16 protein-coding genes are annotated in these 14,446 nt (G+C 68.6%); 8 read left to right on the forward strand and 8 right to left on the reverse strand.

The window, feature by feature from the left end:
* Positions 1-10: 10 nt before the first annotated feature.
* A complete protein-coding gene (locus AORI_RS78015; RefSeq protein ID WP_043848426.1) occupies positions 11-889 on the forward strand; it encodes an alpha/beta fold hydrolase in 879 nt (292 codons plus the stop codon).
* Positions 890-985: 96 nt separating this feature from the next.
* Here AORI_RS78015 and AORI_RS78020 read toward each other — a convergent pair whose 3' ends face one another.
* Positions 986-1,747, reverse strand: coding sequence for a 2-keto-4-pentenoate hydratase (locus AORI_RS78020; protein WP_016337665.1), 762 nt, complete (start codon positions 1,745-1,747; stop codon positions 986-988).
* A complete protein-coding gene (locus AORI_RS78025; protein WP_016337666.1) occupies positions 1,744-2,541 on the reverse strand; it encodes a 2-keto-4-pentenoate hydratase in 798 nt (265 codons plus the stop codon). Before AORI_RS78025 ends, AORI_RS78020 begins: the two co-directional genes overlap by 4 nt.
* A 132-nt stretch (positions 2,542-2,673) precedes the next feature.
* Between AORI_RS78025 and AORI_RS78030 the strand changes: the two genes are divergently transcribed.
* The 6 genes from AORI_RS78030 (at position 2,674) to AORI_RS78055 (ending at position 7,928) form a co-directional block, all read left to right on the forward strand.
* Positions 2,674-3,246, forward strand: a complete 573-nt coding sequence (locus AORI_RS78030; protein ID WP_016337667.1) for a hypothetical protein — start codon at positions 2,674-2,676, stop codon at positions 3,244-3,246.
* A 34-nt stretch (positions 3,247-3,280) separates the two neighbouring features.
* Positions 3,281-3,688 carry a CoA-binding protein gene (locus AORI_RS78035; RefSeq protein WP_016337668.1) on the forward strand — a complete coding sequence of 136 codons (408 nt, stop codon included), beginning with the start codon at positions 3,281-3,283 and terminating at the stop codon, positions 3,686-3,688.
* A gap of 279 nt (positions 3,689-3,967) precedes the next feature.
* Complete coding sequence (locus AORI_RS78040; protein ID WP_016337669.1) at positions 3,968-4,750, forward strand: IclR family transcriptional regulator; 783 nt, start codon at positions 3,968-3,970, stop codon at positions 4,748-4,750.
* 1 nt (position 4,751) lies between these two features.
* Complete coding sequence (locus AORI_RS78045; protein WP_016337670.1) at positions 4,752-6,431, forward strand: L-lactate permease; 1,680 nt, start codon at positions 4,752-4,754, stop codon at positions 6,429-6,431.
* A 107-nt stretch (positions 6,432-6,538) separates the two neighbouring features.
* Positions 6,539-7,411 carry a hypothetical protein gene (locus AORI_RS78050; protein ID WP_016337671.1) on the forward strand — a complete coding sequence of 291 codons (873 nt, stop codon included), beginning with the start codon at positions 6,539-6,541 and terminating at the stop codon, positions 7,409-7,411.
* Between the two features lie 121 nt (positions 7,412-7,532).
* Positions 7,533-7,928 (forward strand): sigma factor-like helix-turn-helix DNA-binding protein, encoded by a 396-nt coding sequence (locus AORI_RS78055; RefSeq protein WP_043849216.1) that lies wholly within the window; start codon positions 7,533-7,535, stop codon positions 7,926-7,928.
* A 56-nt stretch (positions 7,929-7,984) separates the two neighbouring features.
* Here the strand turns inward: AORI_RS78055 and AORI_RS78060 are convergent, their stop codons facing one another.
* On the reverse strand, positions 7,985-9,259 hold the full coding sequence (locus tag AORI_RS78060) for an RNA polymerase sigma factor (RefSeq protein WP_016337673.1): 1,275 nt from the start codon (positions 9,257-9,259) through the stop codon (positions 7,985-7,987).
* 30 nt (positions 9,260-9,289) lie between these two features.
* Positions 9,290-9,706 (reverse strand): YciI family protein, encoded by a 417-nt coding sequence (locus tag AORI_RS78065; protein ID WP_016337674.1) that lies wholly within the window; start codon positions 9,704-9,706, stop codon positions 9,290-9,292.
* Positions 9,707-9,839: 133 nt separating this feature from the next.
* On the opposite strand from AORI_RS78065, the gene AORI_RS78070 reads away from it, so the two are divergent.
* The gene (locus AORI_RS78070) at positions 9,840-10,847 is read left to right on the forward strand and encodes a small ribosomal subunit Rsm22 family protein (protein WP_016337675.1); all 1,008 of its coding nucleotides are present in this window, start codon (positions 9,840-9,842) and stop codon (positions 10,845-10,847) included.
* On the opposite strand, the gene AORI_RS78075 is transcribed toward AORI_RS78070, so the two are convergent.
* The 4 genes from AORI_RS78075 to AORI_RS78090 form a co-directional block, all read right to left on the reverse strand.
* Positions 10,829-11,743, reverse strand: a complete 915-nt coding sequence (locus tag AORI_RS78075; protein ID WP_016337676.1) for a LysR family transcriptional regulator — start codon at positions 11,741-11,743, stop codon at positions 10,829-10,831. The two genes, AORI_RS78070 and AORI_RS78075, sit on opposite strands and share 19 nt — an antisense overlap.
* Positions 11,744-11,795: 52 nt before the next feature.
* Positions 11,796-12,509: a GAF and ANTAR domain-containing protein gene (locus AORI_RS78080; RefSeq protein WP_016337677.1), complete on the reverse strand. Its 714-nt coding sequence runs from the start codon at positions 12,507-12,509 to the stop codon at positions 11,796-11,798.
* Positions 12,510-12,538: 29 nt separating this feature from the next.
* Positions 12,539-13,258 (reverse strand): ANTAR domain-containing protein, encoded by a 720-nt coding sequence (locus AORI_RS78085; protein WP_016337678.1) that lies wholly within the window; start codon positions 13,256-13,258, stop codon positions 12,539-12,541.
* Between the two features lie 354 nt (positions 13,259-13,612).
* On the reverse strand, positions 13,613-14,233 hold the full coding sequence (locus tag AORI_RS78090; protein WP_016337679.1) for a sigma-70 family RNA polymerase sigma factor: 621 nt from the start codon (positions 14,231-14,233) through the stop codon (positions 13,613-13,615).
* Positions 14,234-14,446: the final 213 nt, after the last annotated feature.

Raw genomic sequence — 14,446 nt, forward strand, 5'->3', positions numbered from 1 at the left:
CACTGGCGTGATGCCGGAGAAGATCGCCGAGGTGAACGGCGTCCAGCTGTGCCACGAGACGTTCGGCTCGCCGGACGGCAGGCCGCTGCTGATGATCATGGGCCTGGCCTCCCAGATGATCTGGTGGGACGACGAACTCTGCGAGAACCTCGCGGCCGAGGGGTTCTTCGTCATCCGCTACGACAACCGCGACGCCGGCCGGTCCAGCCGGATGACCGGCCGGGTGAACCTGCCGCTCGCGTACGCCTTGCGCACGGCGCCGTACTCCTTGGCGGACATGGCGGGCGACGCCGCCGGGCTGCTGACCGAGCTCGGTGTCGCGAGCGCGCACGTCGTGGGCGCGTCGATGGGCGGGATGGTCGCGCAGACGCTGGCCATCGAGTATCCGTCGCGGGTGCGGTCGCTGACGTCGATCATGTCGACCACCGGCAACCGGTTCGTCGGGCGGCCGAGCGCCAAGGCGATGGCGATGCTGCTTTCGGCGCCCCCGCGCGGCCGCGAGGAGTACGTCGAGCAACTGGTGCGCACGTTCCGCGTGATCGGCTCGCCCGGTTACCCCTTCGACGAGGCCCGGATGCGCGAGCGCGCGGAGCGGTCGTTCGATCGCGGCGTCAACCCCGGCGGCACGGCGCGGCAACTGGCGGCGATCGTTTCGAGCCGGGACCGCTTCCGCGCGCTGCGGAAACTCGACGTACCCGCGCTCGTCGTGCACGGTTCGAAGGATCCGCTCGTGCACGTTTCCGGCGGCCGGGCGACGGCCCGCGCGCTGCGGGAGTCCGAAGTGGACATCGTCCCCGGCATGGGGCACGACCTGCCGCGCGCGATCTGGCCCCGGCTGACGCGCGGTCTGGTCCGGACGGCCGACCGCGCCGACGTCATCGAGAAGTGAGGCAAGCGTGGCCCGAAGGGGGCTTTCGCTGCGTCTGATGCGGTGATGGGCCCCTTCGCGTTTGCTGGTGGCGCCGTGTCGGGGGCGCCTCGCGCGTCAAGGCCCGGCGAGCGTGATCGAGCCCAGGTTCGAGAAGTGCGCCGCCACCCGTGAACCCGGGCGCACGTCGACCGCGTCGGTCATCCCGCCGGTGAACACGAGCCAGCCCGGCTCCAGCGCGCGCCCGCGCGCGCCGAGGGCGTTGGCCGCCAGCGCCAGCGCTTCCGCCGGATGCCCCAGCACCGCCGCCCCGGTGGCGGTGTCGACGATCGCGCCGTCGACCTCCAGCAGGGCCGCCTCCAGCGAGAGATCCAGCGAAGACGGCTGTGCACCCACCGGCCCGAGCGTGACGTACGCGGAAGAACCGTTGTCCGCCACGACGTCCGGCAGTTCGAAGCGATAGTCGCGGTAGCGGCTGTCGATGATCTCGACGCCGCCGTAGACCCGGTCCACCGCCGCCATCGCGGTCGCCGCGGTCACGCCGGGGCCCGAAAGACGTTGCCCCAGAACGAAAACCAGCTCCGGCTCGGCACGCGGATGGAGCAGGGACGGCACGGGCACCCCGGCGGGGAGCACCATCGCGTCGGTCAGCCACGCGAGCAACGGCGAGTCGATGCCCATGCGCTGCTGCTTCGCCCGCGAGGTCAGGCCGAGCTTGACGCCGATCAGCGTCTCGCCGCGCTCCAGCCTGAGCCGGAGCGCCTCATCCTGGATCGCGTATGCGGTGTCGACGTCCAGCTCCGGCCACGCGTCGGTCAGCGGTTCGCGTTCTTCCCCGGACAGCAGGGCTTCCGCCGTCTCCCGCACGTCAAGGCTCACGGCCGTTCCTCCCCGGAGAACTTCGCGGTCACACTGCCGAGCCCCGCCATCGTCGCGACCACGGTGTCGCCCGGATTCACCGGGATCGCCCGCGTCATCGAACCCGGCAGCACGACATGCCCCGGTTCGAGCGCGACACCGAGCGGGCCGACCGTGTTCGCGAGCCATACCAGCGCGTTCACCGGCGAACCGAGCACCGCGCCACCGGCGCCGGTCGCCGCGATCTCGCCGTTCTGGTGCAGGACACAGCCTGCCAGCCGCAGGTCGATGTCGCCGATCGCGGTCGGCCTGCTGCCGAGGACGACACCGCCCGAAGACGCGTTGTCCGCGATGGTGTCGACGATGCTGATCTTCCAGTCCCGGATCCGGGAATCGACGATCTCCAGCGCCGGGACGACGAAGTCCACCGCCCGCAGCGCGTCCGCCACCGTGACGCCTGGGCCGCGCAGCCGCGAGCCGAGCACGAACGCGATCTCCGGTTCGATCTTCGGCTGCAGGAATCCGCCGATCGGGATCGGCTGGTGTTCGAGATGGAACATCGAAGCGGTCAGATGACCGTAGTCGGGCTGGTCGACCCCCATCTGCCGCTGCATGGCGGCGGAGGCGAGGCCGACCTTGTGCCCGCGCACGCCGTCGCCGTGCTCGGCCCAGTGCCGGACGAGCCGCTGCTGGACGCGGTACGCGTCCTCCAGCGTCGCGGCGGGATAGGTCTCGATGAGGGGCGCGATCGGCTTACCGGTCTCGTACGCGCTGAGCAGCGCGGCCGCGGCCTCCTGCAGCGTGCTGGCGTCCATGGGCTCCTTCCGACCAGTCGGACTCTGCCCCGTCACCCGGGCCCGCACAAGACGGCCGTTCCACTGGCCGGTACGCCACAGATTAGGCCGAAAGGGTCTCGCACGGCCCCGATCATCACCTAGCCTGCTCCCATGTCCGATTGGACGCTCTCCCGGGCGAAGACCAGGATCGACCGCCGCGAGGAGCTCGACGAGCTCACCGCGCGCATCCGTTACGAGGTGCGGGTGCACCTCAACGAGCCCACCGCGCACAACGCCTACGACGAGCTGACCGACATCTTCGCCATCGGACACGCGGAGTGTTCGGCGCTGCTCAAGCACCGCCGGGTCCTGCCGCTGTGGGAGCGGCTGCTGCTCCAGCGCTACACCCGGCGTCTCTACGGCAAGGCCGTGTCGGCGACCGTCGGTGATCTCCCCGCCGACGCGGGGCCCGCGCCCTCGGCCGCGTTCGGGCCGGAGATCGCTTCCCTGACGCCGGATTCCGGCGACACCGGCGCGAAGTTCGACCTGCAGGGCCGCGGCCTGGTCAACGTCTTCCGCATCGCCGCCGGGCGGCACGGCGAGATCTGGCCGGACCGCCACGACGTCGCGACGACGTCCGCGCGCAGTGTCCTCACCTGTTCCGCGGTCTTCCTGCGGCGCCGCTTCTGGCACGTGGTCTGGCCGGTGTACCGGGTGCGCGGGCTGCGGCTCTGGAAGCTTTAGGAATTCCCCGGGGCCGGTGGCGGTTGTACGGGGTATGACCGATCGCGCCACCGAGATCCTCGCCGGATCGAAGACGATCGCCGTCGTGGGCCTGAGCCGCGATCCGGCCAAGGCCTCGCACGGGGTCGCCGCCGTACTGCAGGCACACGGGTTCCGGATCATCCCCGTCCACCCGTCGGCCGACGAATTGCTGGGCGAGAAGGTCTATCGCTCGCTCACCGACATCCCGGAACCCGTCGACCTGGTCGACGTCTTCCGCCCGTCCGAAGACACTCCGCCGATCGCCGAACAGGCCGTCGCGATCGGCGCGAAGGCGCTTTGGCTTCAGCAAGGCATCGTCTCCGCCGAGTCCCGCCGGATCGCCGAAGAAGGTGGCTTGGACTACGTCGAGGATCGCTGCACCGCCGTCGTCCGAGCGGTCGCGAATCTCTCGGTGCGTTAGAAACGGACCCGGGCCGAACCCTCGCCGCGATTTTCCGGCGAGGGTTCTTTCATGTCCGTGAACAGAAAAATGACCTCTGAAGTCATACGCCGAATCGGACCCGCCGAAGGGATTGGTCCAAACCGGTGATCTTGACGGGAAGCCCGCGAGCTGGGAAAACTTGTCCGGTCGTCAGTTTGTTAAGAAACCTTCCCAAGGGTCCGGTGAACTGTTAACGTCCGAATCCGCTTAGCGGAAACAGGTGCCGATGATCGGCACCCCGGTCCTACGGAGGGCGAAGTGGGCACACCACGCGGGCTGGATTCCAGTGGCACACTCGAGCGCGGTCTCGCGGTTCTCGAGCACGTCGGCCAGAACCAGGAGATTTCCACCAACGCGATCGCCAGGCAACTGGGTCTCTCCCGGAGCGCCGCCTACCGCATCGTCGGCACCCTCAAGAATCTCGAATACCTCGAAGCCGATCGCGCCACCGGCCGTGTGCGGCTCGGTACCCGGCTGGTCGAACTCGGCGCCCGCGCGATGGCGGCGACCGACCTCCACCGCTGCGCGCCGCGTTACCTCGCCTCGCTCGCCGAGCGGAGCGGCGAGACGACGTATCTCGCCGTCCCGGACAACGACACGATGGTCTACGTCGCCACCGAACGCAGCGCCAACGCCGTCACCCTGGCCTGCCGCCTCGGCACCCGCCGTCCACAGCACGCGACGTCGCTGGGCAAGGCGTGGCTGGCGGCATTGCCCGAACAGGACCGTGTCGAACGCATCCGCCGGATGAAACTCGACAGTCTCACGCTCAAGACGATCAACGATCCCGTCCGGCTGCTCGACGATCTCGCCAGGACGAGCCGTCGCGGCTGGGCCGTGGACGACGTCGAAAACGAACCGGACGTGGGCTGTGTGGCCGCCGCCGTCCGCGACCACACCGGACGGCCGATCGCCGCGATCAGCGTCGCGGGCCCCGCCGGCCGTGTGCTCCGCCGCACCGACGAACTCGGCGCGACGGTGGCCGGGACCGCCGCCGCATTGTCGCTCCGCCTGGGTTACGTGCGCGCGCAAAGGGGCTGAGGTGGGCTGGCTCCAGGACTACCAGCCGGCGGGTGGGCTGTGGCTGTCGGCCGCGCTGGCGGCACTGCCGATCATCGTGCTGCTGGTGACGCTGGGAGTCCTGCGCCGCTCGGCGCAACTCTCGGCGGCGCTGGCGCTGATCACCGCGCTGCTGGTGGCGGTGCTGCTGTACCGCATGCCCGCCGGGCTCGCCCTCGATTCCGCCGCCATGGGGCTGGTGTTCGGGGTGTGGTCGGTGGCCTGGATCGCGTTCCACGCCGTGTACTTCCACAACGTCACCGTCGCGACCGGACGGTTCGACGACATCAAGGCCGTCCTCGCCGGGTTCAGTGAGGACCGCCGTCTCCAGGCGCTGCTGATCGCGTTCGGCTTCGGCGCGCTGCTGGAAGGGATCGCGGGTGGCGGCTCGCCGATCGCGATCACCGCGGCGATGATGGCCGCGCTCGGTTTCCCGCCGGTGAAGGCGGTCGTGCTCGCGTTGCTGGCGAACACCGCACCGGTCGCGTTCGGCGGTCTCGGCAATCCGTTGATCGTGCTGGGCAGGCTGACCGCGCCGATCCTCGGCATGAACTCCGAACAGGCGACGGAACTGTTCTCGTCGATGGTCGGGCGCCAGCTTCCGTTGCTGGCGCTGATCGTCCCCGGTTTCCTGATCGTGGTCCTCGCGGGCTGGAAGCGGATGATCGAGGTCTGGCCCGCCGTGCTGACGGCCGGGCTGTCGTTCGCGGTCATGCAGTTCGTCACCTCGAACTTCATCAGCCCGAGCCTCGTCGACGTCGTCGCCGCGATGGCCTCACTGTGGATACTGACGCGGTTCTGGCAGCCGTCGGCGGTTTGGCGTTTCGACGGCGAAGAACCGGTGAAGACCGGCGCGAGTCTCGGCGCGGCGAAAGCCGGACGCGGCGCGCTGTACGCGTGGGCGCCGTACATCGTCCTGATGGCGGCGATCTTCCTTTCCCGGATCGGCACGATCTTCAAGAACCTGCCCGAATGGCTCGACCTGACGAAACTGCTGCACAAGGCCGACTGGGTGTTCGCGTGGCCGGGGCTGCACAAGGAGGTCGTCCAGCACGCGCCGATCACGCCCAAGGACACGCCGTACGCGGCGACGCTGACGGTCGACTTCCTTTATTCGCCGGGGACGGTGGCCTTGATCGCGGCGATCGTGGCGGGGTTCGCGATGGGCGCGAAACCGCGGCTGCTGCTGGCCACCTATCGCCGGACGCTGCACCAGATGCGGTGGGCGCTGGCGACGATCTTCATGATCCTCGCGATCGCGTTCGTCATGAACTACTCGGGTGCGACACAGACCCTCGGCCTCGCGCTCGCGACCACCGGGGTGCTGTTCCCGTTGTTCTCCGCCTACATCGGCTGGCTGGGTGTCTTCCTCACCGGCTCGGACGCGTCGACGAACAGTCTCTTCGGGCCGATGCAGGTGATTTCGGCGCAGCAGCTGCACGTCGACCCGATCCTCGCCGGCGCCACCAACACCTCCGGCGGCGTGATGGGCAAGATGATCTCGCCGCAGAACCTGTCCATCGGCGCCACCGCGATCGGCCAGTCCGGGAAGGAAGGCGCGCTGCTGCGGCAGACCTTCCTGTGGTCGGTGGTGCTGACCGCCGTGGTCGGGGTGATCTCGTTGCTCCAGGCGACGGTGCTGCGGTTCATGATCCCGTCGTGAACGTGAATTCGAGAATGTCCACAATGGTCATCCGATCTTAACCGGCCATTGGGCTGGATGGATGAACACCGGATCCGTTCACCGGAATGGGAACTACCGTTGTCCCCATGCCCATGACGCTGATCAAAGGTACGTTCCAGCTTGTCGGAGCCTCACCGGACGGCGATTCGGTGCGGTTCTATCCCGAAGACCCGCAGGCGACCAAGAAGGCGGGCCTGAAGGTCCGGCTCAATTCGCGGGGCGGGATGCAGTTGCGGCTCGACGCGATCGACGCGCTCGAAACGCATTACCAGGCCAGGGGAACCGGCGGGATGTGGCACCAGCCCGCGGAATTCGCCGACGCCGCCGCGGCGAACCTGCTGAAGTGCCTCGGCTTCAAAACGGTCGAACGCGACGAGCGGGGAACGGTCACTTCGTCGACCCCGATCAAGGTAGCCGGTCACATACTGACGCGATTCGCCGACAAATACGGACGAGCCGTCGCGTTCGCCTTTCCCGGGCAACGGCCGGGACGGTCGGCGGACCTTTCCAAGGTCCATCTCGACGTCAAAACGCTGAAGAACTCCGCGAACTACCGGCAGGTCGCGGACGGCCTCGTCTACCCGACGTTCTATTCACTGCTTTACCCCGATCTCCGTGACGCCTTGGCCGAAGCCGCGGTGAAAGCCCGCCAGAACGGGCTCGGGCTGTGGCCGCAGGACGTCACGAACTCCGGGTTCAAGCTCGCGTCGCGGCGGCAGCTCGCCGACGAACTGGTGATCCTGCCGAAACTGTTCCGACGGCTCGTCGACTACCTCGCGCTCGACGAAAGCGGCGGCGTCTCGCTGACCGGCTTCTCCGACTTCCTCGATTCCCGCAACGACCGCCTGTTCACCGTCCCGGACGGGCACGCGACGGAATTCGAGACCTTGGTGAGCGTGAAGCGGCAGACCGTGAGCCTGACGGTCGAGCCGGAGCGGATCGTCTTCATCGAGGCCTGACCCACCCGTGTGGGCAAAAAGACCGTACCTCCCTCCCCCGCGGCCGTGCTCATCTGAAAGGTGGGAGAGGGAGCCGATGGAAGGACACGGTTCACGACGGCCGGAGGAGGCCGGCGGGCGGATGGAGACGACTGCGAAACTCGTCGACGCCGTCCGCGTCCTGGTCGTGCGTTACTGCCGGGCGCGGATCGGCCGTCGGTCGGGCACCTACGACATCGCCGACGCGATCGCCAAGGACAGCTGCCGCGAGATCGTCGCCGGTTCGGCCGGGGCGCGCGCCCTGCTCGCGTTCGCCTACGACGTCACGCACGGTCTGGTCGACGACTTCCACCGGACCACCGCCGAACTGCCGAACCCGCTTTCCGGGCTGCCGGGCCAGCAGCGCGAGATCATGGTGCTGCGGTCGCTCGTCGGGCTTTCCGCCGACGACACCGCGCTCGCGCTCGGCTGTTCCGTCCAGGCGGTCCGGCTGGGGCAGCACCGTGCGCTGACCGCGCTTCGCCCTGCCCGCGCCTGACGCGTTTCGTCCTCTGAATGCGCTGGTTCGCGCCACGAACCACCGCATTCAGAGGACTAATCGCGAGGGGTGCATTCGGCGGCGCGGTTCAGGAGCAGGGTGCGCTCCCGGTCGTTGCCGGTCATCTCCGCCGCCCGCTCGAACTCGGCGCGGGCCTCGTCGAGGCGGCCGAGCTTCGACAGGAAGTCGCCGCGCACGCTCGGCAGCAGGTGATACGACTTGAGCGCGGGCTCCGACGTCAGCTTGTCGACGATCTCCAGCCCCGCCTCCGGCCCCACGGCCATCGACAGCGCCACCGCGCGGTTCAGTTCGATCACCGGCGACGGGTTCAGCTTCCCGAGGCCTTCGTACAGGACGGCGATGCGCGCCCAGTCGGTCTCCTCACCCGTCCGCGCCCGCGCGTGGCAGGCGGCGATGGCGGCCTGCGCCGCGTAGACGCCGAAAGCGCCGCCCGTGAGCGACTCGGAAAGTTCCAGCGCGGCGAGGCCGCGGCCGATCAGGAGCCGGTTCCACTTCGTCCGGTCCTGATCCATCAGCAACACAGGCTCGCCGTTCGGCCCGACACGGGCGGCGGACCGCGAAGCCTGGATCTCCATCAGCGCGACGAGCCCGTGCACCTCGGGTTCCTTCGGCATCAGCCCGGCGAGGATCCGTCCGAGCCGCAGCGCCTCCTCGCACAGCGCAGGCCGCATCCAGTCCTCGCCCGCCGTTGCCGAGTACCCCTCGTTGAAGATCAGATAGATGACTTCCAGCACCGAAGAAAGGCGCGCGACCCTGTCCGCGCCCTCGGGCACCTCGAACGGCACCTTGGCGTCGCCGAGCGTCTTCTTCGCGCGCACGATCCGCTGCGCGATGGCGGTCTCCTTGGCCAGGAACGCCCGCGCGATCTCGTGCGTCTGCAACCCGCCGATCATCTTCAGCGTCAGCGCGACCCTGGCCTCGGTCGAGAGCACCGGGTGGCAGGCGGTGAACACCAGCCGCAGCAGATCGTCCTCGATGTGGTCGTCGAGGCCCGCGGTGAAGTCGGGTTCCTCCTCGTACTCCTGCTCGCGGCCGATCTCGCCGAGCTTCTTCTCGTAGCGCTCGTTGCGCCGGAAGGTGTCGACCGCCCGGCGTTTGGCCGTGGTCATGAGCCAGGCGCCCGGATTCCTCGGGACGCCCGACTCAGGCCACTGTTCGAGCGCGGCGACCAGCGCGTCCTGCGCCAGCTCCTCCGCGAGGCCGACGTCGCGCGTCATCCGCGCGAGGCCGGCGATGAGGCGGGCCGATTCGATCCGCCACACCGCGTCGATCGCCGAACGGGAGTCTGTCGTTGCCGTCACGCCGACCAATCAACATCGTCGGCGCGACGACCGCAACCACTAGTTGGCCTCGGCCTGCTTCCGCAGGTTCTGCTCGTGCTCGACGATCTCGGGGGTCGCGTTGTCGAAGTCCTCCATCTCCGCGATCCGGCGGATCTCGATCTCGCCCTCGCGGAACGGCGCGCGCTTCATCCATTCGATGACCTCGGCGCGGTCCTTGACCTGCAGGATCCAGAAACCGGCGATGAGTTCCTTGCTCTCGGCGAACGGCCCGTCGACGACGCGCGCCTCGGTGGTGCCGGAGTACTGGAGGCGGAAACCCTCGGAGCTGGGGAGCAGGCCTTCACCCGCGAGCATGACGCCGGCCTTCACCAGCTCCTCGTTGAACTTCCCCATCTCCTGCAGCTCCTCGGCGCTCGGCTGCGCGCCGGCCACGTCGGTCTTCTCGTCGCTCTTGACAATCACCATGAACCGCATCGAAGTCTCCGTTCCCGGCGGGGCTCGTCCCTGCCACATCTACGCGTCGATCGGGCACCCCAGGTTTCGACACGGTCCCCGAACTTTTTTCCGCGGATATTCGAGCAGCCGGAAAACCGCAGGTCAACCACCCATGAGAGAATCTCCGATCGTGCCTGGACTCCCCGACGCCCTCCGCTCCGCCCTCGACGAAGAGCTGGGCAAGTACCCGCAGAACAGGCTGACGCAGTCCGTCGAGCGGCTCAGCACGCGCTACCGCGAGAACGCCCCCGCGAGCGCGCCCATCCTCTCGTCCGAAGCGGACGTCGCGGCGTACGCGGGCTACCGGATGCCGGCCACGTACGCGGCTGTCCACGCCGTCCTCGCCGAAGCCGCCCTTCGCGCGCCTGGGTTCGCTCCGCGTACACAGATCGACATCGGCGGCGGAACCGGTGCCGCGATCTGGGCGGCGGCCGACGTGTGGCCGTCACTGGAGGAGAGCACCGTCGTCGAGCAGGTGCCCGGCGCGATCGCGCTGGGGCGGCGGCTCGCGGAGAACGCCGGGGACAAGGCCGTCCGGGGGTCGACCTGGCGGCGCGGCCTGATCGACCCGGCGGCGCCCGCACCCGAGGCCGATCTGGTGACCCTTTCCTATGTCCTCGGCGAGCTGCCCGATGCCCGCCGGGCCGACACCGTCCGCTGGCTTTCGGCGAAGACCTCGATGCTGGTGCTGATCGAACCCGGCACCCCCGCGGGTTACGAGCGGATCGTCGCGGCGCGGGATCAGCTCGTCGAACTCGGGCTCTCCCTGGTCGCGCCCTGTCCGCACGAGGACGCCTGCCCGATCCCGCGCGGCAAGGACTGGTGCCATTTCTCCGCGCGCCTCCCGCGCACCGGCCTGCACCGTCAGCTCAAGTCCGGAACGCTCGGCTTCGAGGACGAGAAGTTCTCCTACGTCGTCGCCTCCCGCACGGCGCCGGACCGCGCCGACGCCCGCGTCCTGCGGCATCCGGCCAAACGCAAGGGCATGGTCAGCCTGTCCCTGTGCGCCGAATCAGGGCTCACCGAAAAGATCGTCACCAAACGGCACGGCCCGGCCTACCGCGCCGCCCGCGACGCGGAATGGGGCGACGCCTGGCCCGATCACTCCACAGTGGACTGACGGCCGCGCCGCGCCGGGTTGCCGATGGCGGTGAGCAGCGCGCCGAGCGCCGGATTGTCGTTGCCCCGCCGCCACATCAGGTCGAGTTCCACCGGACGGCCCTCGACACCGTCCACTGGACGGAGAACGACACCTTCGAAGCGCAGCGTGCCCGCCGCGGCGGGCACCAGCGCGATCCCGAGCTCCGCCTTCACCAGCGCGAGCACCGTATGCACCTGGCAGGGGTATTGCGTGTACTCCGGCGTCACCCGGGCGGCGCGGAACACCGCCACGAGCAGATCGTGGAAGTACCGGCCTTCCGACGGCGAATACATGATGAACGGTTTGCCGTCGAAATCGCGGACGTCGGGATTCTTCTTGCGCCGGGCCAAAGGATGCGCCGACGGCAGCGCCGCCAGCAGCGGTTCCCGCCACAGCGGCAGGGTCACGATGTCGGCGCCGGCGACCGGCGGCCGGATCATGCCGAGGTCGATCCCGCCCGCCAGCAGCTCCTCCACCTGCGCCGCCGTCCCCATCTCCCGGAGCACGAGATCGACGCCGGGCACCTCGGCGTTCGCCGCGGCGATGACCCGGTCGAGATACGAATACGCCGCCGTGGCGGTGAACCCGAGCGTCACGACGCCGACCTCGCCCTTCTTCACGCGGCGGACGTACAACGTCGCTTCGTGTGACGAGCGCAGGATCTTCCTTGCCTCGGCGAGGAAAACCCGTCCGGCGGGGGTCAGCCGGACCGTGCGGTGCGCCCGGTCGAAAAGCTCGGCACCCAGTTCGCGCTCCAGCAGCTGGATCCGCCTGCTCAACGGCGGCTGGGTCATCGAGAGCCGCTCCGCCGCCCGGCCGTAGTGCAGTTCCTCGGCCACCGCGACGAAACTCACCAGCTGCTCCAGGGAGAACACCCATCCAGTCTAGGAATCGGCAAGGGGCGGACAAGCGCCGAACCGGTATCGCTCAGCGCGGGATTTCCACCGTGCGGTCGATGATCCCGGCCGCCACCGCGACGATCTTGCGATTGTTGCTCCGCGCGTAGGCGCGCAATACGCCGAACGCGTCGCTCACCGAAACGTGGAGCCGTTCGGCCAGCACACCTTTCGCCTGCTCGATGATCACCCGGCTGTTCAACGCCGTTTGCAGCTGCGCGGTGACGATCTCCTGCCGCTGCAGCAACCGGTGATGCAGGATGCCGATCGTGGCGACGTCCGCGAGTGCCTGCCCCAGCCGCAATTTCTCGTCGTCGAGCACGGCGGGGCGGGTGCCGAACAGGTTCAGCGCGCCGATCACCTCTTCCCGCAACCGCATCGGCAACGCGTACACGGAACGGAATCCGGCGTTTTCCGCCTCCCGTGCGAACTTCGGCCATCTTCCGCGCGCACGCACGAGATCCGGGCAGACCATCGGCTCGACGTCCCGGTAGCAGTCCAGGCACGGTCCTTCGGAGTTCTGCGACTGGAACAGTTCGAGCAACCGGGTTTTTTCGTCGGAAGCGGCCACCATGGTGAGCCTGCCCCGCGGGTCGGTGAGCAACAGGCCCGCGGTGCAGACGCCGAGCAGCTCGACACATCTGAACGCGAGCACGTCGAGGTATTCGACGAGATCGAAGTCGTCCGCCAGGGTGTCGGCCAGCTGCACGAAGGTTTCCCTCAGGTCGGCCGCCAGGTCGGTCATCTTTCCGCTGTCTCCTTATCGCACATCCGTCATGACTCGGGCCGGAACGTGACCCGGTGCCGCACCACGTCCTCGGCGACCTCGTCGAGCTTCCGGTCGTTGAGGTAGGCGTAGGCGCGCAGGCGGGCGAGCGCGTCCGGAAGCCCGATTTCGAGCTGGGCCGACACCACGCCCGCGGCCTGATGCACCCGGGCGCGGTGTTCGGTGAATTCACGATCGATCAATTCGCCGAGAACCGGTTCACCGGTATCGGCCAAGGCCAGGGTGATGACCGCTTCCGCACAGACGAGCGCCTTCGCCAGGCCCTCCCGCGAAGGGAGCCCGGCGAATTCGCGATAACAGTCCACCGCACCCAAAGTGATGGCACCGACCTGAATCGGCACCGCGATGATCGATTTCACGCCGTTGTCGATCGCCTCGGGCGCGAACATCGGCCATCGGAGTGTCGCCTCCGAACTGGTCACATCGGTTACGACGACGAGCATACCGCCGCGGGAAACGTCCAATGCCGGTCCTTCACCCAAGGTGAACTGCAGCTCTTCCAATTCACGGCTGCGCGCATCGGTGGCGAAGACCGGCTCCGGCAAACTCGTCCCGGTGGCGAGCGTGAGCCCGGCGCCGGCCGCCTCGAGCATTTCCCCGCAGACGACACAGGCATGTTCCACCGTCACCACCGAATCGGTTTCCGAAGCGAGGAAACGCATCTTCGACCAGACCTGCGCGGCGCGATCATGTCGCCGGAACGTCATGGCATGCCTCCCGGGCGTGTCCGGATTCGGACAGGACCGCCGGGGGCCGGAGCGAACAGAGCGCTCGCGCGCCACGATCATCCTCGCACGGTTTCGGCTCTTTGCCGCGCTTTCAGTGACTTATCGGCACCAATGCAGTAGCCCGAAGAGCCGAATGGCCGGTCCGGATGGCGGTCAATGGTCCGTTCAGCCGGTTCCGGCTCCCCGGACCGGGCCTAGGGTGGAAGCCGAGACCGTTCGCTCCGGCCCTCGGCGATCGTGCTCGACGGCGAGCTCTGGAGGGGCCATGTGCGTTCGCATTCTCGAAACCCGTGCCAAACGGGAGAATCCGTTGTTCCGGCTGCTGATCCGTATTCAGCTCAAGGCGTCCTGGCGCTGAGCGCAGGCCCGCAGCCTGCTGATCGCGCGGTGTTTGGTCACCCGCACCCGTGACGACGTCGTACCGAGCGCCGCCGCGGTCTCGTTCGACGTCAGCTCGCCGATCACCCGCATCCCCAGTACCTCACGGTGGGAGACGGGCAGCATCCGCATCAGCCTGCCGAGCCGGACCCCGAGGTCGGTCCGCAGCGCGCGCTGCTCGGGTTCGTCGGCGGGCCCCGCCGGCCGTTCGGGGAGTTCGCCGGTGAGCACTTGCCTGCTCCGCGCCGCCTTGCGGAAGACGTCGGCGACCTTGTTCGCCGCGATGGCGCGCAGGAGGAACAGGAACGAACCGCCGCGCAGGCCGTATCCGGGGACGGCGACCAGCACGGCGAGGCAGATCTCCTGTGCCACGTCGGCCGGTTCGAGGTAGGTCAGCTCGTGGCCGCCAAGGCGGGTCTCGGCGTACTGCCGTGCCCACGCCGCGACGGCGGACATGAGGTCGTCCATGCCGTGCGGCTCACCGTCCGCCGCGGCCTTGGCGAGGCCGTCCCAGCCGGCGGCGGAAATCCACGTCTCGCCGCCGCCGGTTCTTCGCATCGGAAATCCGTCGCTCATGTCCCGCTCCCCACGGATGAGAAAACCCGGCCGCCGGGGTCCAGGACGGAACCCGGACAACGGTAGTCGACGAATCCGGTCACCTCAATCGACGAAGGGCCCGCGACGAATTGTCCGGCCCGGCGGAAAACCGGACAGATTCCCACCAATGGTCTGGACATGTCGGCATCCCGCGACGTAACTTCCCGTGCTGAGACCCCTCGCCAAGGTCAC

It is taken from the genome of Amycolatopsis keratiniphila (assembly GCF_000400635.2).
Lineage (GTDB): Bacteria > Actinomycetota > Actinomycetes > Mycobacteriales > Pseudonocardiaceae > Amycolatopsis > Amycolatopsis keratiniphila.

Coding starts and splice junctions, on each gene's coding strand:
- AORI_RS78015 (WP_043848426.1), top strand. CDS start 11: ATGCCGGAGAAGATCGCCGAGGTGAACGGCGTCCAGCTGTGCCACGAG.
- AORI_RS78025 (WP_016337666.1), bottom strand. CDS start 2,541: ATGGACGCCAGCACGCTGCAGGAGGCCGCGGCCGCGCTGCTCAGCGCG.
- AORI_RS78030 (WP_016337667.1), top strand. CDS start 2,674: ATGTCCGATTGGACGCTCTCCCGGGCGAAGACCAGGATCGACCGCCGC.
- AORI_RS78035 (WP_016337668.1), top strand. CDS start 3,281: ATGACCGATCGCGCCACCGAGATCCTCGCCGGATCGAAGACGATCGCC.
- AORI_RS78050 (WP_016337671.1), top strand. CDS start 6,539: ATGCCCATGACGCTGATCAAAGGTACGTTCCAGCTTGTCGGAGCCTCA.
- AORI_RS78055 (WP_043849216.1), top strand. CDS start 7,533: ATGGAGACGACTGCGAAACTCGTCGACGCCGTCCGCGTCCTGGTCGTG.
- AORI_RS78065 (WP_016337674.1), bottom strand. CDS start 9,706: ATGCGGTTCATGGTGATTGTCAAGAGCGACGAGAAGACCGACGTGGCC.
- AORI_RS78070 (WP_016337675.1), top strand. CDS start 9,840: ATGAGAGAATCTCCGATCGTGCCTGGACTCCCCGACGCCCTCCGCTCC.
- AORI_RS78080 (WP_016337677.1), bottom strand. CDS start 12,509: ATGACCGACCTGGCGGCCGACCTGAGGGAAACCTTCGTGCAGCTGGCC.
- AORI_RS78085 (WP_016337678.1), bottom strand. CDS start 13,258: ATGACGTTCCGGCGACATGATCGCGCCGCGCAGGTCTGGTCGAAGATG.
- AORI_RS78090 (WP_016337679.1), bottom strand. CDS start 14,233: ATGAGCGACGGATTTCCGATGCGAAGAACCGGCGGCGGCGAGACGTGG.